This window comes from Amycolatopsis sp. NPDC088138 (assembly GCF_044741685.1).
Classification (GTDB): Bacteria; Actinomycetota; Actinomycetes; order Mycobacteriales; family Pseudonocardiaceae; genus Amycolatopsis.
Window position 1 is genome coordinate 358,798 of the sequence record NZ_JBIUTB010000006.1, and the last position, 24,323, is coordinate 383,120.

The following is a 24,323-nucleotide window of genomic DNA, read 5'->3' on the forward strand; positions in this document are numbered from 1 at the left end:
CTCAGGCCGGGCAGAGCCAGCCGGGGTCGCCTTCGCGGGCTTCGACGACGGCCGCGTCCGGGGCCGGGAAGTGCTGCTTCAGCGTGAAGACCTCGGGCGTCGGGCCGTGGACACGCAGGTGCCGGATCTTCTCCTCGGCGTCGGCGGGGGTCGGCCGGTAGCCGGCCGGCACCCACCACAGCGCGGTCATCACGTCCTTGACGTGGTGGAACCACTCGCGCCGGCGCTTCATGATCGCCAGGTGCCCGGGGGAGTAGACGAAGGCGGCCAGCGTGTCGACCGACGTCCAGACGGACATGTTGATGAGGATCCCGGACGTGCCGCGGACGTCCCATTCGAAAGCGTGGATCGAGGTCGCGTCGCCGTCCTCGGTCTGCAGGCGCCACACGAAACCCGGTGCGGCGTCGGCGAGGGCGTTGACGGGTTCGAGCCCGTCCACGAAGTCCTTGAAGGACGGGTCGTCGAGCGGTGTCTTCATCCGGCTGATGTTCACTTCTGCGAGTTCGTACCCCATGCGGCCACCCTACGGACGGTTCGCCGTCCGCAGGGTGGCCGTTTCACGCGGTGGTCAGCCGATGGTCGTTGTCGTGAAGACCGGGCTGGGGTTGGGGAAGCAGGAGGTGGGCGCGGTGATGTCGCCGATGATGGTGCCCGCCACCGCCTTGAAGGTCAGGCCGGGGTCGCTGTAGCTGGTGCCCGACAGCTTCGTCTCGATGGTGCCGGACGCGCCCGCGGTCAGGTGCGCGGTGATGGTCGGCAGCTCGAAGGTGGCGCCGCCGGCGATCGGGCCGGGGAAGCTCAGGGTCGCGACACCGCCGGAGACGGCGATCGTCGGCGCGGTGTCACCGAGGCCCGAGCCGCCGGCCAGGTCGGCGCTGACGTAGGTCGAGTTCGCCGGGATCGGGAACTTCAGCGCGAAGGTGTTGATGTTCTTGACGGTGTTCCCGCTGACCTCGCCGGGCACCTCGTTCGGCGCCGGGTCGATGACGACGTCGAAGGCGCCGCCGGGCGCGACGGTGGCGGGCGCGGTGACGTCGGCGTCCTGGTTGAGCGACACCTGCTGCGGCCCGATGATCGGGGCGTCGGCCTGGCAGTCGAAGGCGATGGTGGTGGTGGCCGCTTGGGCCGGGACGGCGAGAGCGAGCGGGAGGGCCGCGGCCGCGGTCAGAGCAGCCAGCCGGGAAAAGTGAAGCGCTTTCATCTGTATCCACCTACCTGCGGTTTTGGAGGGGAGGAAAGAGAGCTGCGCAGCGCTTAGATAGTTACCGGCAAGTTAACTAGACCGTCAAGGATTTACCATTCCCAGGCACGCTGGGTAACAGAAATGTGAATAAGACTCGCCTTTTGGCGGTGGTGATCTTCGCGGATGATCGTTCCGGACCACCGAGAGTGGCCTAGACGTGGGCTCCGGCGCGGAGCAGTTCGGTGACCGCGGTGGCGTACCGGCCGATCACGACGTCCGCGACGCGCGGGTCGTCCGCCAGGGGGGCGGCGATGAACGCGCTCGGGTCCGCTTCCCGGGCCAGCCGGGCGATCCGGTCCGGCAGCAGTCCCGGCGCCAGGAACCACGACGCCACGACCAGGTGCTTCACCCCGCGCTCCCGCAGGCGGGCGGCGGCCGCGGGGATGTCCGGCTGGGTCGCCGACGCGAACGCCTCGCTCACCGGCAGACCCAGCTGCGACTCCCAGCGCGCGGCCATACCGGCCACGACGGCGTTCGCCGAGGCGTTGGACGAGCCGACCGCGCTCAGCAGCACACCCGTGCCGCGACGTCGAGGGGCCGACGAAAGCCGGTCCAGGGCGACCGCCTCCAAAGCCGGGTCCGCGCCGAGCACGTCCGACACCCGGACGCGGAAACCGGGGCACTCGGCGGTCACCGCGGACACCAGCGCCGGCAGGTCGACCCGGGCGTGGAACGCGCTGCCCAGCAGCAACGGCACCACGACCGCCGTCCGGTGCCCGGCCGCGTACAACGAACGCAGCACGTCCGTCACCCGCGGCGCCGACAAGTCCAAAAAGGACTCGTGCACCGAAAGACCTGGCGCCCGGTCGCGGACGACGTCGACCAGCGCCCGCACGGTCGCGGCCGAGCGGGGGTCGCGGCTGCCGTGCGCGACGGCGACCAGGGGAGGTGTCACGAGAACCGCTCACCCACCAGTCCGGCGGCCAGGGTGTCGCCGTCCTTCGGGTCGATCACCAGGAACGCGCCGGTGCGCGGGCTGACGCCGTAGTCGTCGACGCTCAGCTCTTCGGCCAGCGTCAAGGTGACCAGCCCGATGTCGTTCAGCTCCAGCGAACCGGGCGCGGCGACACTGGCCAGCTTCTGCTCGTCGAACCGCGCGTGCAGCTCGCCGACGAGCGCCTGCACCGTGCGGGCACCGTGCTTGACCAGCACCCGCGCGCCCGGCTTGAGCGGCTTCGACGACAGCCAGCACAGCGTGCCGGTGATCTCGTCGGTCACCTCCGGCGGCGAGTCCGCGGCCGCGATCAGGTCGCCGCGGGAGATGTCGATGTCGTCGGCCAGCAGCAGCGTCACCGACGTGCCGGAGCCGGCCTCCTCGAGCGGGCCGTCGGCGGTGTCGATCCGCTCGACGCGGCTGCGGATCCCTTGCGGTAGAACGACGATCTCGTCACCGGGGCGCACGGTGCCCGCGGCGATCTGGCCCGCGTAACCGCGGTAGTCCGGGTACTCGGGCGTGCGCGGGCGGATGACGTACTGCACCGGGAACCGCAGCGCCGAGTCGTGCGGGTCGGGCGCGACCGGCACGTCTTCGAGGTGCTCCAGCAGGCTCGGGCCGGAGTACCACGGCGTCCGGTCGGAGCGCGTCGCGACGTTGTCGCCCTCCAGCGCCGACACCGGGACCGCGAGCACCGAACCCCGCGGGTAGCCCAGGGATTCGGCGTGCGCGGCGAATTCCTCGGCGATCACGGTGAACGTCGCTTCGTCGTAGGCGACGAGGTCGATCTTGTTCACCGCCAGCACGAGCTGCGGTACGCCGAGCAGCGCCAGCACGGCCGCGTGCCGCCGGGTCTGCTCGATGACGCCCTTGCGCGCGTCGACCAGCAGCACGGCCAGCTGCGCGGTGGAGGCGCCGGTCACCGTGTTGCGCGTGTACTGCACGTGCCCCGGCGTGTCGGCCAGCACGAACGACCGCTTGGGCGTCGCGAAGTAGCGGTAGGCGACGTCGATGGTGATGCCCTGCTCCCGCTCCGAGCGCAGGCCGTCGACGAGCAGGGACAGGTCCGGTGTGGACAGTCCCTTGTCGACGGACGCGCGCGTGACGGCGTCCAGCTGGTCGGCCAGCACGGACTTCGTGTCGTAGAGCAGGCGCCCGACGAGCGTGGACTTGCCGTCGTCGACGCTGCCCGCCGTCGCGAGCCGCAGTAGGCTGGACATCAGAAGTACCCCTCACGCTTGCGGTCTTCCATGGCCGCCTCGGACATCCGGTCGTCGGCGCGGGTCGCGCCGCGCTCGGTGAGCCGCGAGGCGGACACCTCGGCGATGACCTCGTCGACGGTGCTCGCGGTGGACTCGATCGCGCCGGTGCACGAGCCGTCGCCGACGGTCCGGTAGCGCACGGTCCGCTCGGTGACCTCTTCGCCCGGCCGCGGGCCGCCCCACGGGCCTTCGGCGAGCCACATGCCGTCGCGCAGGTACACCTCGCGCTGGTGCGCGTAGTAGATCGACGGCAGCTCGACCTTCTCGCGGGCGATGTAGTTCCAGACGTCCGCCTCGGTCCAGTTCGACAGCGGGAAGACGCGGACCTGCTCGCCCGGGCGGTGCCGTCCGTTGTAGAGGTTCCACAGCTCGGGACGCTGCCGACGCGGCTCCCACTGGCCGAAGGCGTTGCGGAGGCTGAAGATCCGCTCCTTGGCCCGGGCGCGCTCCTCGTCGCGGCGGCCGCCGCCGAACACCGCGTCGAACTTGTTCTCCGAGATCGTGTCGAGCAACGGCGTGGTCTGCAACGGGTTCCGCATGCCGTCGGCGCGTTCTTCCAGGCGCCCGTCGTCGATCCAGTCCTGGACCTTCGCGACGACCAGGCGCAGCCCGTGCTGCTCGACGACGCGGTCGCGGAACTCGATGACCTCGTCGAAGTTGTGCCCGGTGTCGACGTGCAGCAGCGGGAACGGCACCGGCGCCGGCCAGAACGCCTTGATCGCCAGGTGCAGCAGCAGCGTCGAGTCCTTGCCGCCGGAGAACAGGATCACCGGGCGGTCGAACTCGCCGGCCACCTCCCGGAAGATGTGGATCGCTTCGGATTCGAGCGCGGCCAGGTTGTCCTGCGCCGCGTCGGCCGCGGGTTCCAGTGTCGTCATGCGTCCCTCGTGATTGACATCAGCCGTGCAGTCCGCACTCGGTCTTGCTCTGCCCGGCCCAGCGGCCGCTGCGCGGGTCCTGGCCCGGCGCCACCCGGGCCGTGCAGGGCGCGCAGCCGATCGAGAGGTAACCGATCGAGACCAGCGGGTTCTCGAGGATCCCGTGCTCGTGGATGTAGCCGTTGAACTCGTCGTCGGTCCACGCCGCGATCGGGTTGATCTTCACCAGGCCGTTGCGGTCGTCCCAGGTGACGATCGGGGTGTTCGCGCGGGTCGGCGCGTCGACCCGGCGGACGCCGGTGACCCACGCCGAGTAGTTGCCCAGCGTCTTGCGCAGCGGCACGACCTTGCGCAGGTTGCAGCACAGCGTCGGGTCGCGGTCGTGCAGCTTCTCGCCGTACTCGGCGTCCTGCTCGGCGACGCTCTGCTCGGCCTGCGCGTTGACGATCTTCACGTTCGGGTAGACGGCCTGCACCGCGTCGCGCGTACCGATCGTCTCCGGGAAGTGGTAACCGGTCTCCAGGAACAAAACGTCCACATCGGACTTCGCCTTGGTGGCGAGGTCGATCAGCACGGCGTCCTGCATGTTGGACGCGACGATGAAGTCGTCGCCGAACGTGTCGACGGTCCAGCGGATCGCCTCGTCCGCGGTCGCGTCCGCGAGCTCCTGCGAAGCGCGTTCGGCGAGGGTCTTGTAGTCGGCTGTGGCGGTCATCGGGACACCTCCGGAAGGGACAGTCCGAGGAACTTCACCGAGAAGACCCGGCGACAGGCGGAACACAGCCAGCCGCCGTTCTCTTCCGGGCGCAGGTCCTCGTCGCCGCAGTACGGGCAGTAGAACGGCGTGGCGCGTTCGGTGCTCGTCACTGCAGGACGCTCTCGTCGGCGCGCGCGGCCCATTGCGGGAACCGTTCGCCGGGCTCACGTCCGGCGATGTAGGCGCGCACGACGCGTTCGACGTACGAGGTCAGCTCCGACGCGGTCACCTTGTGGCCGCGCAGCTTCCGCCCGAACCCGGCGTCGAGGCCGAGGCCTCCGCCGAGGTGCACCTGGAAGCCCTCGACCTGGTTGCCGTCGGCGTCGGTGACGATCTGGCCCTTGAGGCCGATGTCCGCGGTCTGGATCCGCGCGCAGGAGTTGGGGCAGCCGTTGAGGTGCACGCTGACCGGGGTGTCCAGCTGGGCCTGGATATCGGCGAGCGACTTCTCGAGGTCGGCGACCAGCTGCTGCGCCCGTGCCTTCGTCTCGACGATGGCGAGCTTGCAGAACTCCAGCCCGGTGCAGGCCATCACCCCGCGCCGCCACGGCGACGGCGTGGTGTCGAGGCCCAGTGTGGCCAGCTCCGCCTGCAGCGCCGGCACCTGCGCCTCGGGGACGTCGAGCACGACGAGCTTCTGCTGCGGCGTGAGCCGGACCCGCTGCGACCCGGCCCGCTCGGCGGCCTGGGCGACGGCGACGAGCGTGCCGCCAGAGACGCGCCCGGCGATCGGCGCCGCGCCGACGTAGAACTTGCCGTCGACCTGCGGGTGCACGCCGACGTGATCGATCGGCTGCGCGGGCGTCTCCGGCGCCGGGCCGTCGATCAGCTCGCGCTTGAGGTACTCGTCCTGCAGCACCTGGCGGAACTTCTCGGCGCCCCAGTCCTTGACCAGGAACTTGATCCGGGCGCGGGCGCGCAGCCGCCGGTAGCCGTAGTCGCGGAAGATCGAGATGACGCCTTCCCAGACGTCCGGGACCTCGTCGCGCGGGATCCAGGCGCCGAGGCGCTGGCCGATCATCGGGTTGGTGGACAGGCCGCCGCCGACCCAGAGGTCGAAGCCGGGGCCGTGCTCGGGGTGGTTCACGCCGACGAAGGCGATGTCGTGGATCTCGTGCGCGACGTCGGACTGGCCGGAGATGGCCGTCTTGAACTTGCGCGGCAGGTTCGAGTACGCCGGGTCGCCGATGTAGCGGCGCTTGATCTCGTCGATCGCCGGCGTGCCGTCGATCACCTCGTCGGCGGCGATGCCCGCGACCGGCGAGCCGAGGATGACGCGCGGGCTGTCGCCGCAGGCCTCCATCGTGGTCATGCCGGACTTCTCGAGCTTGTCCCAGATCGTCGGGACGTCCTCGATCTGGATCCAGTGGTACTGGATGTTCTGCCGGTCGGTGATGTCGGCGGTGTCCCGCGCGTGCGTCTGGGAGATCTCACCGAGCACGGTGAGCTGCTCGGTGGTCAGCGCGCCGCCGTCGAGCCGGACGCGCAGCATGAAGTAGCGGTCGTCCAGCTCTTCCGGCTCCAGCGTGGCGGTGCGGCCGCCGTCGATGCCGGGCTTGCGCTGGGTGTAGAGGCCGAACCAGCGGAACCGGCCGCGCAGGTCACCCGGGTCGATCGCGTCGAACCCGCGGTGGGCGTAGATGGTCTCGATCCGCGCCCGCACGTTCAGCGGGTTGTCGTCCTTCTTGGACCGCTCGTTCGGGTTCAGCGGCTCCCGGTAACCGAGCGCCCACTGCCCTTCGCCGCGCTTCTGCTTGACGCGCGCGGGGCGGGCGGGGGTGTCACGCGTGGGCGAGGCCATGGGGGCGTCCTCCGAGAGGCTTTTCGTGGCACCGGAGGACGCGAAGACCATCCCCTCCGGCGCCGCTGTCCAGAATTCGTGGCAGGTGGTGGCGACGCAGTCAGCGAACGGGCACGCAGAGGGCACTGGCGACCCGCAGGAGGTCGACGTGGCGGCGCGCCACGAGGAGAACACCGGCAGAAGTCACGCGCTCAGCGTGCCACGCGTCCACAATGTGGTCCAGCGGTGCCCGGATGGTGGGAGAAGGGTCACTAGCCAGGGAGAATGCGGTCGATCAGCAGGGCCACCACCTGCGCGTCCGAGTAGCCGGAGAACGCCTCGGGCAGTGTCAACCGCTCGACGGTCAGCCCGGTCAGGGCCAGATAGAGCAACAGGACCTCGTCACGCCCGCCGGGCAGCCCGGCCGCTTCGTGGAAGCCGACGCTGATCTCGAAGCTCTCGCGCACGGTCGCGGTGAGCGCCGCCGCCAGCTCCGGCCGCCGGTTCGCCTCGAGCCGCAGCTCCAGCAGCGCGAGGTAGGCGCTGCGGCGGGTGGTCAGCCGGGTCATCAGGTCGCCGAGCAGCGCGGTGACCCGGCCGGCCGACGGCGGTTCCGAGTGCGGGTCGGCCATGACCTCGTCGGCCGCCGCGAGCCGGACGTGCACCCGTTCGCCGGCCTCGGCCAGCAGCTGGTCGCGGTCGCGGAAGTAGTTCGACGTCGTCCCCGGCGGGACCCCGGCCTCGGTGTCCACCGCGCGGTAGGTGAGCCCGCGGGCGCCGTCCCGGGCCAGCACCTCGACGGCCGCGTCGGTGAGCGCGGTCCGCCGTTCGGTGTTCTGCCTCACGCGAAATCCTCCTTGCCCGATTCAAACCACTACGGTTAGAGTACTACGAACACAGTGGTTTGAACGAGAGGGTCTGGGGATGCAGGTCAAGGGGTTCGGAGCGGGGTACCTGGTCGACGACGTCGCCGCGACCACCCGCTTCTACGCGGACGTCGTCGGGCTGGCCGTCACGGTCGAGCTCGACTGGTTCGCCAGCGTCAACGCCGGGGCACCCGGGTATGAGATCAGCTTCGTGCAGCGCGGGCACGAGTCCGTTCCGGACGGCTATCGGGCGCGGGAGACGTCGGGGCTGATGTTCGGGCTCGTCGTCGAGGACGCCGCGGCGGAGGCCCGGCGCTTGACCGAGGCCGGCGTCGAGCTGGTGACGCCGGTCGTCGACGAGGTCTACGGGCAGCGGCACTTCTACGTCGCGGACCCGAACGGCGTGCTGCTCGACGTCATCGAGATGATCCCGGTCGATCCGGAGTGGGCGGCGGCGAACATCCCGGCGTCGTAAGCGCCGTTAACTCGAACGGGCCCTCGGCGGGGGTACGGCCGTGGCGGGGTGGACAATCGGAGAGTGCCCGTGCTGCGTCCCGACCCCGCCACACCGATCGACCCGGCGTTGCCGGAAAGCGCGCTGAAGGGCCTCGGCAGCAGAGCTTTCGGCGTCTACGTGCACGTCCCGTTCTGCGCGACCCGCTGCGGCTACTGCGACTTCAACACCTACACCGCGGGTGAGCTGGACTCCGGCTCGTCGCCGGAGTCGTGGCTGGAAGGCCTGCGCCGCGAGCTGGAGCTGGCCGCGCGCGTGCTGGTCGTGCCGCCCGCCGCCGAGACGGTCTTCGTGGGCGGCGGCACGCCGTCGCTGCTCGGCGCGGACGGCCTGAAGTCGGTGCTCGACGCCGTCCGCGACGTCTTCGGCCTGGCGCCCGGCGCCGAGGTGACGACCGAGTCGAACCCGGAGTCGACGTCGCCGGAGTTCTTCGCCGGTATCCGGGAGGCGGGCTACACGCGGGTGTCGCTGGGCATGCAGTCCGCGGCGCAGCACGTGCTCAAGATCCTCGACCGCGTGCACACGCCGGGGCGTCCGGTGAAGGCCGCCGCCGAGGCGCGCGCGGCCGGGTTCGAGCACGTGAACCTGGACGTGATCTACGGCACGCCCGGCGAGCGGAGCGAGGATCTGCGGGCGACCCTGGAGGCCGTGCTGGCCGCCGGGGTCGACCACGTTTCGGCGTACGCGCTGATCGTCGAGGAGGGCACGGCGCTGGCCCGCCGGGTGCGCCGCGGTGAGCTGCCGGCGCCGGACGACGACGTGCTGGCCGCGGACTACGAGATGATCGACGCGACCCTGTCGGCGGCCGGGCTGAGCTGGTACGAGGTGTCGAACTGGGCCGCCTCCGACGCCGCCCGCTGCCGCCACAACCTCGGCTACTGGCGCGGTGACGACTGGTGGGGCGCCGGTCCCGGCGCGCACAGCCACGTCGGCGGGGTGCGCTGGTGGAACGTCAAGCACCCGGCGCGCTACGCCGCGCTGCTGGCGGCGGGCGACTCGCCCGCGGGCGGGCGTGAGGTGCTCACCGACGACGACCAGCACCTCGAACGGATCATGCTCGAACTCCGCGTCGCCGAAGGACTTCCGCTCGACGTCCTGGACGCGCCGGGCCTGGCCGAAGCCCGCGCGGCGGCGGCCGAGGGCCTGCTCGACCCGTCCGCTTTGGACTCCCGCGGCCGCGCGGTGCTGACCGACCGCGGACGCCTGCTGGCCGACGGTGTCGTCCGCCGGCTCGCGGGCTGAGGCGGTGCGTTGTCCGGCCGGTGGCGGATCGTGGAATGAGTGCCTCGGGTCGTGACGCGATCGACGTGGCCGGTTCGGGTTTCCTCGGGTTCGGAACAGGCAGGTCGGTTCGAGTTCGTCGCCGTCGACGGCCTGCTGGGCGGCCACCCGGCTGACCGGGATGGCCGGCCTGGTGCCGAGTCGTTCACCGTGGCCGATGAACCGGACACGCGGTGGGTGAGTACCGGCGGACGCCTGCCGGCCGACGGCTCGCGGGCTGAGGCGGTGCGTTGTCCGGCCGGTGGCGGATCGTGGAAATGAGCGCCTGGGACCGCGACGTGATCGACCTGGCCGGCCCGGGTGTCGAGTTCACTCGCGATGTGGCGGACGTGGTGGGCCGTGCGGTCCCGGTCGTTCACCGTCGCCGACGAACTGGACGCCTGCCGGCCGACGGTGTCGTCCGCCGGCTTGCTGGATAAGCCGGTCCCGGGCATAAATCTCCGGCCCACGTCGTTACTTGCATCAAGCAACGACGTTGGAGGAGGGCCCATGGCGCGCGCGATCAGGTTCGGCGAGTACGGCGATGTGGACGTCCTGCGGGTGGAAGACGTCCCGCGCCCGGCGCCCGGACCGGGCCAGGTGCTCGTCGAGGTGCGCGCCGCCGGGATCAACCCGGGAGAGATCTCGATCAGACGCGGCCTGCTGCACGACCGCTGGCCGGCGACCTTCCCATCGGGCCAGGGCAGTGACTTCGCGGGCGTGGTCGCCGAACTCGGCGAAGGCGTCGAGGAGATCGAGGTCGGCGACGAGGTCATCGGGTTCGTCCACACCCGGTCCAGCCAGGCGGAGTTCGTCGTGGCGCCGGCGGAGAACCTGACGCCGCGCCCCGACGGCGTGTCGTGGGAGGCGGCCGGTTCGCTGTACGTCGCCGGTGCCACGGCCTACGCCGCGGTGCGCGCGGTGTACCCGCGCGAAGGCGAGACGGTCGTCGTCTCGGGGGCCGCGGGCGGTGTCGGCTCGCTGGCCGTCCAGCTGGCGAAGCTGTCCGGTGCCACCGTGATCGGCCTCGCGAGCGAAGCGAACCACGCGTGGCTGCGCGAGCTCGACGTCGTGCCGGTCGAGTACGGCGAGGGCGTCGAGGAGCGGATCGAGAAGGCCGCGCCGGACGGCGTCCACGCGTTCATCGACACCTACGGCGACGGTTACGTCGACTTGGCGCTGCGGCTCGGGGTGTACGCGGGCCGGATCAACACGATCATCGACTTCGCCGCGGCCGGGAAGTACAACGTCAAGGCCGAGGGCAGCGCGGCCGCGTCGACGGCGGACGTCCTGCGCGAGCTGGCGACCCTGATCGCCAAGGGCCTGCTGGAGGTCCCCGTCGCGAGCGTGTACCCGCTGGCCGAGGTGCAGGACGCCTACCGCGAGCTGGCCCAGCGCCACACGCGCGGCAAGATCGTCCTGGTTCCCTGACCCTCACGTGTTCCTGGCCGCGACCACCTTCAGGCCGGCCAGGAACACGTCGAGCGCGAAGTCCAGCCGCTCGGTGGCGGTCTCCTCGGTGAAGAACTCGCCCATCCGCAGCATGTTCGGGAAGGCGTCGGCGGGCAGCGACCGCATGTACGCCAGCATCTGCTCGCCGCGCTCGGAGACGTCGTCGGCGTCGATCTCACCCCACGTCCAGCCACTCGCTTCGTACGCGTACGCCTTGGCGTAGAGCGAAAGCGCGTCACCGGCGAAGCTCGCCTGCTTGAGATCCAGCCCGCCCGCGCGCAGCAGCTTGAGCATCGCTTCGCCCTGGTGCAGTGAGCTGGGGTTGACCGGCACCGCGATGTTCCACGCCACCCGCGCGATGCCCGGGTGCGCGACCATCGCGTCGATCTGCGCGTGCACCAGGTCCTTCACCTGCTCGTCCCAGCGCGCCGGATCGGGCTCCGGCAGCGGCAGGCCGCCCAGGACGGCGTCGAGCATCAGCTCCGCCAGCTCGTCCTTGTTCGACACGTGCGCGTAGAGCGACGCGGGTCCCGTCTCCAGCTCCTGCGCGACCCGGCGCATGGTCACCGCGTCGAAACCCTCCTTCGCCAGGATCTCCAGCGCCGTCTTCACGACGAGCTCTTGCGAGAGCGCGGGCTTCGCGGCGCGGCGGCGCGGGGCGCGGCGCCACGGCGGCGGGGGAACGGTCACGAACACCTCCTTGTTCACGAACACTGTACTTGACGCGAACGGCGTTCGTATGTAGAACGGTGTTCGTAAGACGAACAGCGTTCGACAAGGGGAGCTCATGACCACGATCACCGCAGAAACCGACGTCCGCGCCGTGCTCGACCGGCTCACGCGGGCCTGGAACGACGGCGACGCCACCGCGTACGGCCGCCTCTTCACCGAGGACGCGGACTACATCACCTTCTTTGGACTGAACATGCCCGGTCGCGCCGCGATCGAGAACGGGCACCGCGCGCTCTTCGAAGGGCCGTTGAAGGGTTCGAAGCTGACCGGGAACCTCGGCGCCGAGACCAAGGTGCGGTTCGTCCGCCCGGACGTCGCCGTCGCCGTGGTGGGCGGTGGCTCCTCGCTCGCCGGGGGTGAGACAACTGACGCGGGCCGCGAATCCACGGTCAGCTTCGTGCTGGTCGAGGACGACGGCGAGTGGCTGATCACGGCGTTCCAGAACACCCGCGTCTCGGATCCGCGCGGGTGAAAACGCTTGCGGAGGCGGCCGGGGTGGTTCCCCGGCCGCCGGGTGAGGTGTTCGAGCGGCTGCGTGTGTGGCTGACCTCGGGCGGGTACCCGATGCGCATGGACGTCGACGCCGATCGCGGTTTTGTCGCCGTGCAGGGCGGCTGGTGGTACCGCGGCGAGTACCGCGTGACCGCCGATCCGGCCGGGGCGCGCGTCGAGCACCGGGTGGTCAACGCGGCCGAGTGGGGGCGCTGGGGTGTCCCGCTGGCCAACCGGTTCTTCCTGGGGTACCGCGAAAAGGTGGCGGCCGGATTCGCCGGGTTGCTGGCGGAGCTGGACCGCCCGGACTGGCCGGGGGTGCGATCCGGCGCGTAGGGTGAGTTAGGCAAGCCTTAGTACTGAGCAAGGAGATGGCCGATGGCCGAAGCGCCCCGCCGGTCCGGACGGCCCGCGGTGAAGCTGCGTGTGCTGCGCACCGAGCGTCTCACCCCGCACATGATCCGGATCGTCGCCGGTGGTGACGGCATCAAGGACTTCGCGGCCAACGCGTTCACCGACGCCTACGTGAAGGTGCTGTTCAAGGTGCCCGGCGTCGCGTACCCGGAGCCGTTCGACGTCCAGGAGATCCGGGCCACCCTGCCGCGCGAGCAGTGGCCGCGGATGCGGTCCTACACCGTGCGGGGGTTCGACCCGCAGGCCGGCGAGCTGGTCTTCGACTTCGTCCACCACGGTGACGAGGGCATCGCCGGCCCGTGGGCGGCCGCGGCGAAGCCGGGCGACGAGCTGCTGCTGTCGGGTCCGGGCGGGGCGTACGCGCCGGGCGCGGAGGCCGACTGGCACCTCCTGGCAGGTGACGAGAGTGCCCTGCCGGCCATCGCGGCGTCGCTCGAAGCGCTCCCGCCCGGCGTCCCGGCGCAGGCCGTGATCCTGGTCGAGGACGAGAGCGAAGAGCAGGCGCTGGTCACGAAGGCGGACGCGCAGATCACCTGGCTGCACCGCGCGGCGGGCGGCGACGTCGCCTCGGCGGTGCGGGCGCTGCCGTGGCGAGAGGGCGTCGTCCAGGCGTTCGTGCACGGTGAGGCGGGCTTCGTCCGTGAGCTGCGCCGGTACCTGCTCGACGAGCGCGGCGTGCGGCGCGAGCTGCTGTCGATCTCCGGCTACTGGCGCGTCGGCAAGGACGACGAAGCCTGGCGCGAAGAGAAAGCGGCCGAGCGCGCGCGGGAGAAGTAACCTCGCTGCATGGAACTCAAGGTGGACGTCGATCCGGCCGAGGCCGGCTTCGACGCGGCGCGGCTGAAGCGGATCGACGACCACTTCGCCCGGTATGTCGACAATGGACGGTTGCCGGGCTGGCTCGCGGTGGTGAGCCGGCACGGCAAGCTGGTGCACGTCGGCAGCGGCGGGCAGCGGGACGTCGAGGCCGGGCTGCCGGTCGAGCCGGACACGCTCTGGCGGATCTTCTCGATGACCAAGCCGATCACGTCGGTCGCCGCGATGATCCTCGCCGAGGAGGGCCTGCTCGAGCTGGACGACCCGATCTCCCAGTGGCTGCCGGAGTTCGCGTCGCCGCGGGTGTACGTCAAGGGTTCGGCGCTCAAGCCGCTGACCGAACCGGCGACGGGCCCGATCCGGGTGTGGCACCTGCTGACGCACACGGCGGGCCTGACGTACGGCTTCCACCACGGCCACCCGGTGGACGCGATCTACCGCGCGGCCGGCTTCGAGTGGGGCACGCCGCCGGGCCTGGATCTGGCCGCGTGCTCCGAGCAGTGGGCTTCGCTCCCGCTGCTGTTCCAGCCCGGCGCGGAGTGGAACTACTCGATCGCGACGGACGTCCTCGGCCGCGTCGTCGAGGTGGTGTCGGGGCAGTCGCTGGACGAGTTCTTCGCCTCCCGCATCTTCGGCCCGCTGGGCATGACGGACACGGGCTTCTTCACGACCGACACCGATCGCCTGGCCGCGCTGTACATCCCGGACCCCGCCACCGGCGGCATCGCACGCAACGACGCGTTCGGCTCCTTGGGCAAGTCCCGCCCGTCGTGCCTTTCGGGCGGCGGCGGTCTGGTGTCGTCGGCCGCGGACTACTGGCGTTTCACGGAGATGCTGCTGAACGGCGGCGTGCTGGACGACGTCCGGCTGCTGTCTCCCCGCACGGTGTCGCTGATGGCGAGCAACCACCTGCCGGGCCACGTGGACCTGGAGGCGTACGGCCGCCCGCTGTTCGCCGAGATGCCCTTTGACGGCCACGGTTTCGGTCTCGGCTTCTCGGTGCTGGAGGACCCGGTGAAGGCCCGCACGATCTCGTCGGCCGGCGAGTTCGCCTGGGGCGGCGCGGCTTCCACCGCGTTCTGGGTGGATCCGGAGGAGGACATCACGGTCGGGTTCTACACACAGCTGCTGCCGTCGAGCACCTATCGGCTGCGGCCCCAGCTGCGGCAGCTGGTTTACCAAGCACTGGTGGACTGAGGCTCTTCGAGTCCTTCGACGCCTTCGATGGCGGCCGGTGGTGCGGCCACGTACCGCGCCACCGTGCGCCGCAGGTGGTCGGCGTGGGCGTAGATCTCTTCCACGCTCGTGATCGGGATGCGGGTTTCGGCCTTGTTCTCGTCGAAGACGCCGAGGTACTTCTTCGAGCGGTTGAACCACAGCCGGGCGATGGGCTTGCGGTTGTTGTCGTCGAGCAGCACGCCGAAGTACGTCTTGGTGTCGCGCGCGGCGACCCTCGCGGCCGGCACCTCGCCGCAGACGATCGCGCGGACGATCCGGTAGCCCTCGAGTTCCTCCTCGGTGGTGACCACGCGTTCGGCGTTGTCGGTCTCGGCGGGCGGTGGCGTTTCGGGCTGCTCCGGCTGCGCTGCGGTGCCACCCGAGACGCTGACGTAGGCGTCGGGGCCGCCGAGCGCGTTCTTCAGGCGGTCGTTGACCTGCTCGTTCAGGAACTGGCGGGTCGCCTTGGTCACCAGCGGGCCGAACTGCTCGCGCACGCGCTGGGTGAACGCCCCTTCGTAGACCCGCGTGGTCAGGAACTTCACCCACTCGTCCTCCGGCTCCTTGAACTGCGCCGCGAGGATGCGCTTGAGCTGCCCGATGTACTTCAGCTCGCCGGCCGCGCTGATGACCGAGTCGAGGTCGAAGTCCTCCTTCGTGAGCTTCGCCAGTTCGGGCAGGAGGGTCTCGTCGATGTCCGAGAAGTCCATGACCAGGAACGGTTTCGCGTCCATCCGGTTCGGCGCGTCGAGGTCGGTGTAGAACTGGTAGACCTGCCCGTTCGTCAGGACGGCGATCCGCGCGTTCGTGACGGCGAAGTAGCGGAAGAGCTGCGACGCGTGCTCGATCCGGAGCGGGTCGTTGATCTTCTTCGCCTCGACGAGGACCTGCACCTGCCCGTTGTGCACGATCGCGTAGTCGATCTTCTCGCCCCGCTTGGTGCCCACGTCGGCGGTGAACTCGGGGATCACCTCGGCCGGGTTGAACACGTCGTAACCGAGCACGGTGCTGATGAACGGCATCACGAAGGCGTTCTTGGTCGCCTCTTCGGTCTCGATGCCGTCCTTGTGCTTGCGGATCTTCAGGGCGAGTGCTTGCGCGCGCTCCGCGATGTCCATGCCGGTGCCGATCTCTGCGGGAACTGATCGGCGCCAGAGTCGCTGGGGCCGTCCGGTCTGTTACGGACCGGACGGCCCGCTCACGAGGTGGTCAGCCGAACGGGCCCTTGTCCGGCGCACAGACCGTGCCCCGCGCGGGTACCGCGCCCGTCAGGAAGTACGTGTCCAGCGACTTGTCGACACAGGCGCTCTTGCCGCGGGAGCCGTGGCCGTACGTGTCCAGGGTCAGGAGCCTGGCGTTCGCCAGCAGCTTCTCCGTTCGTTGCGCTCCGTCGTACGGGGTTTCCAGGTCGCCCTGCTTGTTCGCGAGCAACAGGATCGGCGCCGTCGGGCGGTTCCAGGGGCCTGTGTAGCGGCCTGTGTCCGTGACGTCCCAGCTGGCGCACGGCAGGGTCTTGTAGACGTCGTACGGGCCGAAGCCGCGGCCGATGCGGTCGGCCGCGCGGGCGTAGCCCGCCCAAACCGCCGGGTCACGCGGGTTTGCCGCGTCCGAGCACAGGGTTGCGCCGCCGCCCAGCATCGAGTCGACGTCCGGGGGGCCGCCCGCGGCCGCCGGGGCAAGCGAGGATGGGTCCGCCAGCGACTGGAGGAACGCCGCCAGTTGCGGGGCCGCCTGGGCGTCCGTCAGGTAGTTGTGGATCTGGGCGATCGCACTCTGGTACGTGACGACGACCTGGTGGCCCGCGGTGTCCGTCACCGTGATCGGACCGGTGGCCAGGCGATCGAGGATGGCGGAATAGTCGAAGGTGCAGCGCGCGGCGCAGGCGTCCAAAAAGGACTGGAGGGCTCGCGGGCCGTCGACGTAGCCCGCCAGGCGGTAGCTCATCGGGCCCGGGCCGGTCGCCCAGCGCGACGGGTCGTCGACGGCGTCCAGGGCCAGCGTGCCGACGCGGCCGGGGAACAGGTTCGCGTACGTCTCGCCGATGTACGTGCCGTACGACTTCCCGTAGTAACGCAGCTTCGATTCGCCGAACGCGGCTCGCAGCCGGTCCAGGTCGCGGGCGATCGTGCCCGTCGACAGGTGGTTCGCCAGCGGGCCCGCGTTCTGCTCGCACAGGTCCGTGACCGTCTGCGTGTCCGCGATCTGCTGCCGCTCGGCTTCCGCGGAAAGCGGGAACGTCCCCAGCGCCCGCTGCAGCACCTGGATCTGCGACGGGTCCGTGAAGCAGTGGATCTTCGAACTCGCCCCGACGCCGCGCGGGTCGATCCCGACGATGTCGTAGCGAGCGTGCAACGTCGGCGTCAACGCCGGGGCGAAACGGCCGGACGAACCCGGGCCGCCGGGGTTGTAGAAGATCGTGCCCAGCTTGTGGGCCTGGTCGGTGGCGGGGAGGCGGCCGATGGCCACCGAAGCCGTCCCGGCCGACGGGTCCTGATAGGACAGTGGGACGTCGAGGCGGCCGCAGTCGTACCCACTCGGCGACCCGGCCGGGCAGGGTTCCCAGACGATTCCGGCGGGGCTCGCCGACGCTGCGGGTGCACTCAAGGCCACCACGCCCGCCGCGGCCCCCAGAGCCAGCGCAGCACGGAGTTTCGGAGATTTCATCCGCCGATCGTCCCGCCGCCGGGACCGGGGGCGCGCTGGTGCGCACCCCCGGAACCGGGGTAGGGCGAGCCCTACGCGGTCAGCTTCGGGATGATCTGCGACCCGTACGACGCCAGGGTCGCCTCGCGGTCGTCGTGCATCAGGTACAGCGAGAACTGGTCCACGCCCAGCTCGGCCAGCTCCTGCAGCCGGGAAACGTGCGCCGACGCCGGGCCCAGCAGGCAGAAGCGGTCGACGATCTCGTCCGGGACGAACTCCGTCGACGGGTTGCCTGCCTTGCCGTGGTGGCTGTAGTCGTAACCCTCCCGCTCGCGGATGTAGTCGGTCAGCTCCTTCGGCACCGCACCGGACGAGCCGTACCGCGCGACCAGGTCCGCGACGTGGTTGCCGACCATCCCGCCGAACCAGCGCAGCTGCTCGCGCTGGTGCGCCAGGTCGTCACCGACGTACGCCGGAGCCGCGACGCAGATCGTGATGCCGCCCGGGTCGCGCCCGGCCGCCCGCGCCGCGTCCCGCACCGCGCCGATCGTCCAGCGCGCGATCGCCGGGTCCGCGCACTGCAGGATGAAGCCGTCGGCGTGCTCGCCGACCGTCTTCAGCGCCTTCGGCCCGTACCCGGCCATCCACATCTCGAGCCGGCCGTTGCGGATCCACGGGATCTGCACGGTCGTGTCGTTCATCTCGACCGCCCGCCCCTCGGCGAGCTCCTTCACCACGTGCATGCAGTCGCGCACGGTGGCCAAAGTGGACGGTGGATTCCCGACGACCCGGTGCGCGGAGTCGCCGCGGCCGATGCCGCAGACCGTCCGGTTGCCGTACATGTCGTTGAGCGTGGCGAACGTCGAGGCCATCACCGACCAGTCGCGGGTGCCCGGGCTGGTCACCATCGGCCCGACCACCAGCGACGACGTCGCGGCCAGGATCGCCGAGTAGATGACGAACGGCTCCTGCCACAGCACGCAGGAGTCGAACGTCCAGCCGTAGCGGAACCCGGCGTCCTCGGCGTCCTTCATCAGCCGCACGACGTCCCGCGCGGGCGGGTCCGTCTGCAGCACGATCCCGAAGTCCATCGGCCGCTCCTCAGTTCAGGTACTGGTTCAGCGAGCGGGACAGGAACTTGCCGTGCGAAGTGCTTCCCGAGAAACCGGAAGGCGACACCACGACCCGCCCACGAGACAGCACCGTGTGCACCCGGCCGGTCAGCTCGAACCCTTCGTACGCCGAGTAGTCCACGTTCATGTGGTGCGTCTCGGCCGACAGGGTCTGGGTCGCCTCGGGGTCGTAGACGACGATGTCGGCGTCCGAACCCGCGGCGATCACGCCCTTGCGCGGGTACAGCCCGAACATCCGCGCCGGCGTCGCCGAGCACGTCTCGACCCAGCGCCCGAGCGTCAGCTCACCCGCGACGACGCCCTGGTGCAGCAGGTCCATCCGGTGCTCGACCCCGGGCATGCCGTTCGGGATCGCCCGGAAGTCGCCGCGGCCCAGCTCCTTCTGGTCCTTGAAGCAGAACGGGCAGTGGTCGGTGGACACCACGGACAGGTCGTTCGTCCGCAGCCCGCGCCAGAGGTCGGCCTGGTGCGACTTCTCCCGCAGCGGCGGCGACGCGACGTACTTCGCGCCCTCGAAGTCCGGCTTCGCCAGGTCCTCGATGGACAGGTAGAGGTACTGCGGGCACGTCTCGGCGAATACGTTTTGGCCGTCGTTGCGCGCTTCGGCCACGGCCGCAAGCGCTTGCGACGCCGAGAGGTGCACGATGTAGAGCGGCGAGCCGGTGACCTTCGCGAGCTGGATCGCCCGTGACGTCGCCTCGCCCTCCAGCTCCGGCGGCCGGGTCAGGCCGTGCTGCACCGGGTCGGTGTTCCCGGCGGCCACGGCCTGCGCGGCCAGCTGGTCGATCGCGATGCCGTTCTCGGCGTGCATCATGATCGTGGCGCCGATCTCGCGCGCCTTCTGCATGGCCAGCAGGATTTCGCCGTCGGTCGAGTAGAACACGCCCGGGTAGGCCATGAACATCTTGAAACTGCCGACCCCGGCGTCGACGCAGGCCTCCATCTCCTTCAGCGACTGGTCGTTGACGTCGGAGACGATCATGTGGAAGCCGTAGTCGATCGCGCAGTTGCCGTCCGCTTTGGAGTGCCACTTGTCCATCGTGGACAGCAGGGACGTCCCCTTGGCCTGCACGGCGAAGTCGATGATCGTCGTCGTGCCGCCCCAGGCCGCGGCCGTGGTGCCGGTCGAGAACGTATCGACGGAGTGCGTGCCGCCGAACGGCATCTCCATGTGCGTGTGCGCGTCGATGCCGCCGGGCAGCACGTACTTGCCGGTGGCGTCGATCGTCTCGTCGCCGGACAGCGTGCCGGGCGCGCCGACGGCGGCGATGGTCTCGCCGTCCACCAGCACGTCCGCCAGGAGCGCACCCGACGGCGAAACGACCTGGCCGCCCTTGATCAGGGTGGTCATCAGGCCTCCGTGAGGGGGCCGTAGGTGTCCGGCCGGCGGTCGCGGTAGAACGCCCACAGGTCCCGGACCTCGTCGATCAGCGTCATGTCGAGGTCGCGAATGACGACCTCGTCGTCGGTGTCGGACGCGGCGTCGCCGATCAGCTGGCCTCGCGGGTCGGCGAAGTAGGTCTGGCCGTAGAAGTCGTTCTCTCCCAAGGGTTCCACGCCGACGCGGTTGATCGCTCCGACGAAGTACTCGTTCGCCACCGCGGCCGCCGGCTGCTCCAGCTTCCACAGGTACTGCGACAGGCCGCGGCTGGTCGCCGACGGGTTGAACACGATCTTCGCCCCGGCCAGGCCCAGCGCGCGCCAGCCCTCCGGGAAGTGCCGCTCGTAGCAGATGTAGACGCCGATGCGGCCCACGGCGGTGTCGAACACCGGGTAACCCAGGTTCCCGGGCCGGAAGTAGAACTTCTCCCAGAAGCCCTTGACCTGCGGGATGTGGTTCTTGCGGTGCTTGCCGAGGTACGTGCCGTCGGCGTCGATCACCGCGGCGGTGTTGTAGTAGACGCCGGGCTGCTCGACCTCGTACATCGGCACGATCAGCACCACGCCGTGGCGCTCGGCGACCTCCTGCATGAGCTTGGTCGTCGGCCCGTCCGGGATGCCCTCGGTGTAGGAGTAGAACTCGGTGTCCTGCACCTGGCAGAAGTAGGGGCCGTAGAACAGTTCCTGCAGGCAGACGACCTGGGCGCCCTGCGAGGCGGCGGAGGCGATGTGGTCGACCGCCGCCTTGATCATGGACTCCTTGTCACCCGTCCACCGCTGCTGGATCAATCCGGCTCGGACGACGCTCACTTGCTTCCTCCTTGTTCGATGACGCGGACAGGGCGGCGAAGACGACGAACGCGCCGACGAAGCCGACCACCCAGTTGTAGTCGTAAAGCGGCTTGAGGAACGGGATCAGCCCGCCGTCGGGGAACGGCCCGCCATAGGCACCGCCGACCGAGAGAACGGCTCCCACCAGCGTGGCGACCAGCGCGCGCCAGTTCCAGCCGCCGCTGAACCAATACACCCCATCGGGTGTGTAGAGGTCCTTCAGCTTGAGCTTCGTGCGGGCGATCACCCAGTACCCGGCGACGAGCACGCCGGCGACCGCGCCGAGCAGGCCGCCGTAGAAGCCGAGCCACGCGAAGATGTAGATGTCCGGGTCGGAGTAGAGGCGCCACGGCTGGATCAGGATGCCGATGACACCGGTGATCCCGCCGCCGACCGCGAAGGTGATCTTCTTCGGGAAGGCGTTGGAGAAGTCGTAGGACGGGCTGACGACGTTGGCCGCGAGGTTCGCCGAGATCGTCGCGAGCACCAGCGCGACCAGCGCGACGACGACCACGACGGGGCTGGTGAACTTGTCGGCCAGCTGCGCCGGGTCCCAGATGTCCTCGCCGTAGAGCACGTGCCCGCCCGACGTGGTCAGGATGGCGACGATCGCGATGAACGTCATCGTCGTCGGCAGGCCGAGGATCTGGCCGCGGACCTGCTTGCGCTGGCTGCCGCCGAAGCGCGTGAAGTCCGGCATGTTGAGGGAGAGCGTCGACCAGAACGCGATCATCGCCATCAGCGACGGCGCGAACACCTTCCAGAAGTCCGGGCCCCAGCCGAGCTTGCCGCCGTCGGCCAGGATCGGGCCGAGCCCGCCCGCCTTGACCAGCACGTACCCGAGCATGATCAGGAAGCCGACCGACACCAGCGGCGCGGTCCAGTTCTCGAACCGGCGGACCGCGTCCATGCCGCGCCAGATGATCAGCATCTGGCCGATCCAGAACACCACGAACGACAGCCAGAGCGTCCAGTGCTGCCCGGCGATCTCCGGCGCGTCCCGCCACCCCGAGCCGAGCAGGCGGCCGAGGATGACGTAGATGGCTTCGCCGCCGACCCAGGTCTGGATGCCGAACCAGCCGCAGGCGATGAACGCCCGCAGCAAAGCGGCCAGGTTGGCGCCGCGCATGCCGTAGAAGGCGCGGGCGAACACCGGGAACGGGATGCCGTACTTCGTGCCGGCGTGGCTGTTGAGCAGCATCGGCGCCAGCACGACCAGGTTGCCGATGGTGATGGTGATCAGCGCCTGCACCCAGTTCATGCCGAGCGCGATCAGCGACGCGGCCAGGGCGTAGCTGGGGATGTTGTGGGCCATCCCCATCCAGAGCGCGAAGTAGTTGTAGGTGGTCCAGGTTCGTTTCGCCACGGGGACGGGTGCCAGTTCGTCGTTGAAGAACCGGCTGCCTTCGAGAGACCCGACGTCACCCGGGTCGAGCTCGACCCGGCCGTCGTCGTGCACGCGCTGGTCTGCGGGTGTCGGCGCCATTGCGGAATCCTGCGCGTCCGCCCGCGGCGGGGGCAACGGCAGAGTGTTCACTCTTCGACGGCTAGGAGTGCAGACTGTCGATTGCGCGAACGGCCGCCGGAGTGCATGACCTGCGTCACACGACCAGTGGTCACATTCCGGCAAAGCGCATGAAACGTCTTCACAGGATCTCCACACTTCGCGCGAACCGTCTCCACCTCCGGTGCCTAGAGTCGGCGCCATGGAACTGGGTGGGCGGCGGGTGCTGGTCGTCGAGGACGACGTCACGATCGCCGCGTCGATCGTGGCGCGGCTGCGGGCCGAGGGGTTCACCGTGGAGGTCGCCCACGACGGGCCGGCCGCCGTCGAAGCCGAGGCGTCCTGGGAGCCGGACCTGGTGGTGCTGGACGTCATGCTCCCGGGCTTCGACGGCCTGGAGGTCTGCCGCCGGATCCAGGGCAGGCGTCCGGTGCCGGTGCTGATGCTGACCGCGCGCGCCGACGAGACGGACATGCTGGTCGGGCTGGGTGTCGGCGCCGACGACTACCTCACCAAGCCGTTCTCGATGCGGGTGCTGACCGCCCGGGTGCACGCGCTGCTGCGCCGGGTCGAACGGTCGGCGTCCGGCGGGACGGGTACCCGGATCGTGCTCGGTGACCTCGAGATCGACGTCGACCAGCGGCGGGTCGCCCGGGCGGGGGTGGCGGCGCAGCTGACGCCGATCGAGTTCGACCTGCTCGTGCACTTCGCACGGCGGCCGCGGTCGGTGCAGCCGCGGGAACGGCTGCTGTCGGAGGTGTGGGACTGGGACGTCCACGGCACGTCCGCGGGCACCCGGGCCGTCGACAGCCACATCAAGGCGTTGCGCCGGAAGCTCGGCGCGGACCTGATCCGCACCGTGCACGGCGTCGGCTACGCGCTGGAGGCGGGATCGTGAAGCGGGTCGTCGTGAAGGTCGCCGAGCTGCTGCCGCGGCCGCTCGACCGCGTCCGGTCGATCAAGCTGAAGCTGGCGATCCTGATGGTGGCCTCCGGCGGCGTCGCCTTCGCGTTCTTCAACTGGCAGATCGGCTGGCTGCCGCCGAAGACGACGATCACCGCGGTGGTGCTGGCGCTGGTGCTCTCGCAGGTGCTGGCGCACGGGATGACCCGGCCGCTGCGCGAGATGACGGGCGCGGTGCGGGCGATGGCGAAGGGCGACTACACCCGCCGCGTCCGCGCCACCACGCGCGACGAGGTGGGTGAGCTCGCGCAGGCGTTCAACCTGATGGCGGGTGACCTCGGCGACGCCGACCGGCAGCGGCGCGAGCTGATCGCGAACGTCTCGCACGAGCTGCGGACGCCGATCACGGCGCTGGGCGGGGTGCTGGAGAACCTCGTGGACGGCGTCGAGGAGCCGGATCCGGCGACGTTGAAGACGGCGTTGCAGCAGACCGAACGGCTGGCGACGCTGGTCGAGGAGCTGCTGGACCTGTCGCGGCTGGACGCGGGGGCGATTCCGCTGCACAAGACCTCGTTCTCCCTGTCTTCGCTGCTGTCGGAGGCGGTTTCCGAGGCCGCGCTGGTGCGCGGGGTGAGCTTCGAGGTGTCGGTGTCCCCGGCGGACGCGGTGGTGACGGCCGACCGCGGGCGGCTGTTCCAGGTGGTGGCGAACCTGCTGGAGAACGCGGCCCGCCACGGCCCGGCCGGCGGTGTGGTGCGGGTCGTCGCGGAGCTGCGGGTCGGCGAGGTGCGCATCGAGGTGTGCGACGAGGGCCCGGGCATCGCCCCGGCCGACCGCACGCGGGTGTTCGAGCGCTTCACGCGCGGCGAGCGCCCGACGGGCGGCGGCACCGGGCTGGGCCTGGCGATCGCGCGGTGGGCGGTGGAGCTGCACGGCGGGACGATCGGCGTGGTCGAGCCCGTCGAAGGCACCGGCGGCCGGATCCGGGTGAGCCTCCCGACGAGCTGATGCCGGTGTCGTGAGTGGGAAACGGTGTTCTGACCCGGTTTCCCACTCACGACCCTGGGGAGCGCCTGGCGAGTGACATTTGCGAACGTGAACGCGACCTTCGAGAAAGCAGGCGAAATGCCGAAGTCCAGTGTGGGTGGTGGGGTACCGCGGGGGAAGCGGACTGCCGCGTCCCGGGTGCCGGAGAACGCGGATCCGGCCGCGGCGGGAGGTGGTGCGGTCGGGCGGGGGTCCGGCGCGCTGCGGTCCGAAGGGGAGTCGGCTGCTGGGGAAGCGGGTGGTGCGGTCGGGCGGCGGGCTCGC

Annotated in this window: 26 protein-coding genes; 9 read left to right on the top strand and 17 right to left on the bottom strand. The window is 70.3% G+C overall.

Annotation, left to right across the window (positions count from 1 at the left end):
- Position 1 precedes the first annotated feature (1 nt).
- The 10 genes from ACIOD2_RS33420 to ACIOD2_RS33465 form a co-directional block, all read right to left on the bottom strand.
- Positions 2–514, bottom strand: coding sequence for a DUF3291 domain-containing protein (locus ACIOD2_RS33420; protein WP_400547191.1), 513 nt, complete (start codon positions 512–514; stop codon positions 2–4).
- 54 nt (positions 515–568) lie between these two features.
- Positions 569–1,201 (bottom strand): cyclase, encoded by a 633-nt coding sequence (locus tag ACIOD2_RS33425; RefSeq protein WP_400547194.1) that lies wholly within the window; start codon positions 1,199–1,201, stop codon positions 569–571.
- 193 nt (positions 1,202–1,394) lie between these two features.
- Positions 1,395–2,138, bottom strand: coding sequence for a sirohydrochlorin chelatase (locus tag ACIOD2_RS33430; RefSeq protein WP_400547197.1), 744 nt, complete (start codon positions 2,136–2,138; stop codon positions 1,395–1,397).
- The gene (locus ACIOD2_RS33435; protein ID WP_400547200.1) at positions 2,135–3,397 is read right to left on the bottom strand and encodes a sulfate adenylyltransferase subunit 1; all 1,263 of its coding nucleotides are present in this window, start codon (positions 3,395–3,397) and stop codon (positions 2,135–2,137) included. The genes ACIOD2_RS33430 and ACIOD2_RS33435 overlap by 4 nt, the downstream gene beginning before the upstream one ends.
- Positions 3,397–4,317 (bottom strand): sulfate adenylyltransferase subunit CysD, encoded by a 921-nt coding sequence (gene cysD, locus ACIOD2_RS33440; protein ID WP_328451114.1) that lies wholly within the window; start codon positions 4,315–4,317, stop codon positions 3,397–3,399. Before cysD ends, ACIOD2_RS33435 begins: the two co-directional genes overlap by 1 nt.
- 19 nt (positions 4,318–4,336) lie before the next feature.
- Positions 4,337–5,032, bottom strand: coding sequence for a phosphoadenylyl-sulfate reductase (locus ACIOD2_RS33445; protein WP_400547204.1), 696 nt, complete (start codon positions 5,030–5,032; stop codon positions 4,337–4,339).
- Positions 5,029–5,184, bottom strand: coding sequence for an Insertion element protein (locus ACIOD2_RS33450; protein WP_323335927.1), 156 nt, complete (start codon positions 5,182–5,184; stop codon positions 5,029–5,031). The genes ACIOD2_RS33445 and ACIOD2_RS33450 overlap by 4 nt, the downstream gene beginning before the upstream one ends.
- Entirely contained in the window at positions 5,181–6,875 is a 1,695-nt protein-coding gene (locus ACIOD2_RS33455; RefSeq protein WP_400547208.1) for a nitrite/sulfite reductase, read from the bottom strand. Before ACIOD2_RS33455 ends, ACIOD2_RS33450 begins: the two co-directional genes overlap by 4 nt.
- Positions 6,876–6,975: 100 nt before the next feature.
- A complete protein-coding gene (locus ACIOD2_RS33460; RefSeq protein WP_392761022.1) occupies positions 6,976–7,086 on the bottom strand; it encodes a putative leader peptide in 111 nt (36 codons plus the stop codon).
- A gap of 40 nt (positions 7,087–7,126) precedes the next feature.
- The gene (locus ACIOD2_RS33465; protein ID WP_400547212.1) at positions 7,127–7,699 is read right to left on the bottom strand and encodes a TetR/AcrR family transcriptional regulator; all 573 of its coding nucleotides are present in this window, start codon (positions 7,697–7,699) and stop codon (positions 7,127–7,129) included.
- A gap of 79 nt (positions 7,700–7,778) precedes the next feature.
- Between ACIOD2_RS33465 and ACIOD2_RS33470 the strand changes: the two genes are divergently transcribed.
- The 3 genes from ACIOD2_RS33470 (at position 7,779) to ACIOD2_RS33480 (ending at position 10,925) form a co-directional block, all read left to right on the top strand.
- Positions 7,779–8,195, top strand: coding sequence for a VOC family protein (locus ACIOD2_RS33470; protein WP_400547215.1), 417 nt, complete (start codon positions 7,779–7,781; stop codon positions 8,193–8,195).
- Positions 8,196–8,243: 48 nt separating this feature from the next.
- Positions 8,244–9,476, top strand: coding sequence for a radical SAM family heme chaperone HemW (gene hemW, locus ACIOD2_RS33475; RefSeq protein WP_400547218.1), 1,233 nt, complete (start codon positions 8,244–8,246; stop codon positions 9,474–9,476).
- Between the two features lie 528 nt (positions 9,477–10,004).
- A complete protein-coding gene (locus ACIOD2_RS33480) occupies positions 10,005–10,925 on the top strand; it encodes an NADP-dependent oxidoreductase (protein WP_400547221.1) in 921 nt (306 codons plus the stop codon).
- Positions 10,926–10,928: 3 nt separating this feature from the next.
- Here ACIOD2_RS33480 and ACIOD2_RS33485 read toward each other — a convergent pair whose 3' ends face one another.
- Positions 10,929–11,636, bottom strand: coding sequence for a TetR/AcrR family transcriptional regulator (locus ACIOD2_RS33485; RefSeq protein ID WP_400547223.1), 708 nt, complete (start codon positions 11,634–11,636; stop codon positions 10,929–10,931).
- Between the two features lie 97 nt (positions 11,637–11,733).
- On the opposite strand from ACIOD2_RS33485, the gene ACIOD2_RS33490 reads away from it, so the two are divergent.
- From ACIOD2_RS33490 to ACIOD2_RS33505, 4 genes are read left to right on the top strand one after another with little or no spacing between them, the layout of a single operon-like run.
- A complete protein-coding gene (locus ACIOD2_RS33490; RefSeq protein ID WP_400547226.1) occupies positions 11,734–12,150 on the top strand; it encodes an SgcJ/EcaC family oxidoreductase in 417 nt (138 codons plus the stop codon).
- Entirely contained in the window at positions 12,147–12,506 is a 360-nt protein-coding gene (locus ACIOD2_RS33495) for a hypothetical protein (RefSeq protein WP_400547229.1), read from the top strand. Before ACIOD2_RS33490 ends, ACIOD2_RS33495 begins: the two co-directional genes overlap by 4 nt.
- A gap of 42 nt (positions 12,507–12,548) precedes the next feature.
- Complete coding sequence (locus ACIOD2_RS33500; RefSeq protein WP_400547232.1) at positions 12,549–13,361, top strand: siderophore-interacting protein; 813 nt, start codon at positions 12,549–12,551, stop codon at positions 13,359–13,361.
- 9 nt (positions 13,362–13,370) lie between these two features.
- Entirely contained in the window at positions 13,371–14,597 is a 1,227-nt protein-coding gene (locus ACIOD2_RS33505; RefSeq protein ID WP_400547235.1) for a serine hydrolase domain-containing protein, read from the top strand.
- Here ACIOD2_RS33505 and ACIOD2_RS33510 read toward each other — a convergent pair.
- The 6 genes from ACIOD2_RS33510 to ACIOD2_RS33535 form a co-directional block, all read right to left on the bottom strand.
- Positions 14,576–15,736: a type I restriction endonuclease gene (locus ACIOD2_RS33510; protein ID WP_400547238.1), complete on the bottom strand. Its 1,161-nt coding sequence runs from the start codon at positions 15,734–15,736 to the stop codon at positions 14,576–14,578. The two genes, ACIOD2_RS33505 and ACIOD2_RS33510, sit on opposite strands and share 22 nt — an antisense overlap.
- 91 nt (positions 15,737–15,827) lie before the next feature.
- Positions 15,828–17,282, bottom strand: a complete 1,455-nt coding sequence (locus ACIOD2_RS33515) for an alpha/beta hydrolase (protein ID WP_400547241.1) — start codon at positions 17,280–17,282, stop codon at positions 15,828–15,830.
- Between the two features lie 71 nt (positions 17,283–17,353).
- Positions 17,354–18,352, bottom strand: a complete 999-nt coding sequence (locus ACIOD2_RS33520; protein ID WP_400547244.1) for a TIGR03842 family LLM class F420-dependent oxidoreductase — start codon at positions 18,350–18,352, stop codon at positions 17,354–17,356.
- Between the two features lie 10 nt (positions 18,353–18,362).
- The gene (gene hydA, locus ACIOD2_RS33525; RefSeq protein WP_400547246.1) at positions 18,363–19,745 is read right to left on the bottom strand and encodes a dihydropyrimidinase; all 1,383 of its coding nucleotides are present in this window, start codon (positions 19,743–19,745) and stop codon (positions 18,363–18,365) included.
- Complete coding sequence (locus ACIOD2_RS33530) at positions 19,745–20,527, bottom strand: nitrilase-related carbon-nitrogen hydrolase (protein ID WP_323336108.1); 783 nt, start codon at positions 20,525–20,527, stop codon at positions 19,745–19,747. Before ACIOD2_RS33530 ends, hydA begins: the two co-directional genes overlap by 1 nt.
- 10 nt (positions 20,528–20,537) lie before the next feature.
- Entirely contained in the window at positions 20,538–22,091 is a 1,554-nt protein-coding gene (locus ACIOD2_RS33535) for an NCS1 family nucleobase:cation symporter-1 (RefSeq protein WP_400547249.1), read from the bottom strand.
- A 220-nt stretch (positions 22,092–22,311) separates the two neighbouring features.
- Between ACIOD2_RS33535 and ACIOD2_RS33540 the strand changes: the two genes are divergently transcribed.
- Together ACIOD2_RS33540 and ACIOD2_RS33545 are read left to right on the top strand one after the other, a co-directional pair.
- Positions 22,312–23,007 carry a response regulator transcription factor gene (locus tag ACIOD2_RS33540; RefSeq protein ID WP_400547252.1) on the top strand — a complete coding sequence of 232 codons (696 nt, stop codon included), beginning with the start codon at positions 22,312–22,314 and terminating at the stop codon, positions 23,005–23,007.
- Positions 23,004–24,020, top strand: a complete 1,017-nt coding sequence (locus tag ACIOD2_RS33545) for an ATP-binding protein (protein ID WP_400547255.1) — start codon at positions 23,004–23,006, stop codon at positions 24,018–24,020. The genes ACIOD2_RS33540 and ACIOD2_RS33545 overlap by 4 nt, the downstream gene beginning before the upstream one ends.
- Positions 24,021–24,323 lie beyond the last annotated feature (303 nt).

Bases quoted from the DNA above. Each gene is read 5' to 3' on its own strand.
- ACIOD2_RS33510 (WP_400547238.1), bottom strand. From the start codon at position 15,736: ATGGACATCGCGGAGCGCGCGCAAGCACTCGCCCTGAAGATCCGCAAG.
- ACIOD2_RS33425 (WP_400547194.1), bottom strand. From the start codon at position 1,201: ATGAAAGCGCTTCACTTTTCCCGGCTGGCTGCTCTGACCGCGGCCGCG.
- ACIOD2_RS33530 (WP_323336108.1), bottom strand. From the start codon at position 20,527: ATGATCAAGGCGGCGGTCGACCACATCGCCTCCGCCGCCTCGCAGGGC.
- ACIOD2_RS33470 (WP_400547215.1), top strand. From the start codon at position 7,779: ATGCAGGTCAAGGGGTTCGGAGCGGGGTACCTGGTCGACGACGTCGCC.
- ACIOD2_RS33480 (WP_400547221.1), top strand. From the start codon at position 10,005: ATGGCGCGCGCGATCAGGTTCGGCGAGTACGGCGATGTGGACGTCCTG.
- ACIOD2_RS33490 (WP_400547226.1), top strand. From the start codon at position 11,734: ATGACCACGATCACCGCAGAAACCGACGTCCGCGCCGTGCTCGACCGG.
- cysD (WP_328451114.1), bottom strand. From the start codon at position 4,317: ATGACGACACTGGAACCCGCGGCCGACGCGGCGCAGGACAACCTGGCC.
- ACIOD2_RS33540 (WP_400547252.1), top strand. From the start codon at position 22,312: ATGGAACTGGGTGGGCGGCGGGTGCTGGTCGTCGAGGACGACGTCACG.
- ACIOD2_RS33445 (WP_400547204.1), bottom strand. From the start codon at position 5,032: ATGACCGCCACAGCCGACTACAAGACCCTCGCCGAACGCGCTTCGCAG.
- ACIOD2_RS33535 (WP_400547249.1), bottom strand. From the start codon at position 22,091: ATGGCGCCGACACCCGCAGACCAGCGCGTGCACGACGACGGCCGGGTC.
- ACIOD2_RS33500 (WP_400547232.1), top strand. From the start codon at position 12,549: ATGGCCGAAGCGCCCCGCCGGTCCGGACGGCCCGCGGTGAAGCTGCGT.
- hydA (WP_400547246.1), bottom strand. From the start codon at position 19,745: ATGACCACCCTGATCAAGGGCGGCCAGGTCGTTTCGCCGTCGGGTGCG.
- ACIOD2_RS33520 (WP_400547244.1), bottom strand. From the start codon at position 18,352: ATGGACTTCGGGATCGTGCTGCAGACGGACCCGCCCGCGCGGGACGTC.
- ACIOD2_RS33420 (WP_400547191.1), bottom strand. From the start codon at position 514: ATGGGGTACGAACTCGCAGAAGTGAACATCAGCCGGATGAAGACACCG.
- ACIOD2_RS33455 (WP_400547208.1), bottom strand. From the start codon at position 6,875: ATGGCCTCGCCCACGCGTGACACCCCCGCCCGCCCCGCGCGCGTCAAG.
- ACIOD2_RS33505 (WP_400547235.1), top strand. From the start codon at position 13,371: ATGGAACTCAAGGTGGACGTCGATCCGGCCGAGGCCGGCTTCGACGCG.
- ACIOD2_RS33515 (WP_400547241.1), bottom strand. From the start codon at position 17,282: ATGAAATCTCCGAAACTCCGTGCTGCGCTGGCTCTGGGGGCCGCGGCG.
- ACIOD2_RS33435 (WP_400547200.1), bottom strand. From the start codon at position 3,397: ATGTCCAGCCTACTGCGGCTCGCGACGGCGGGCAGCGTCGACGACGGC.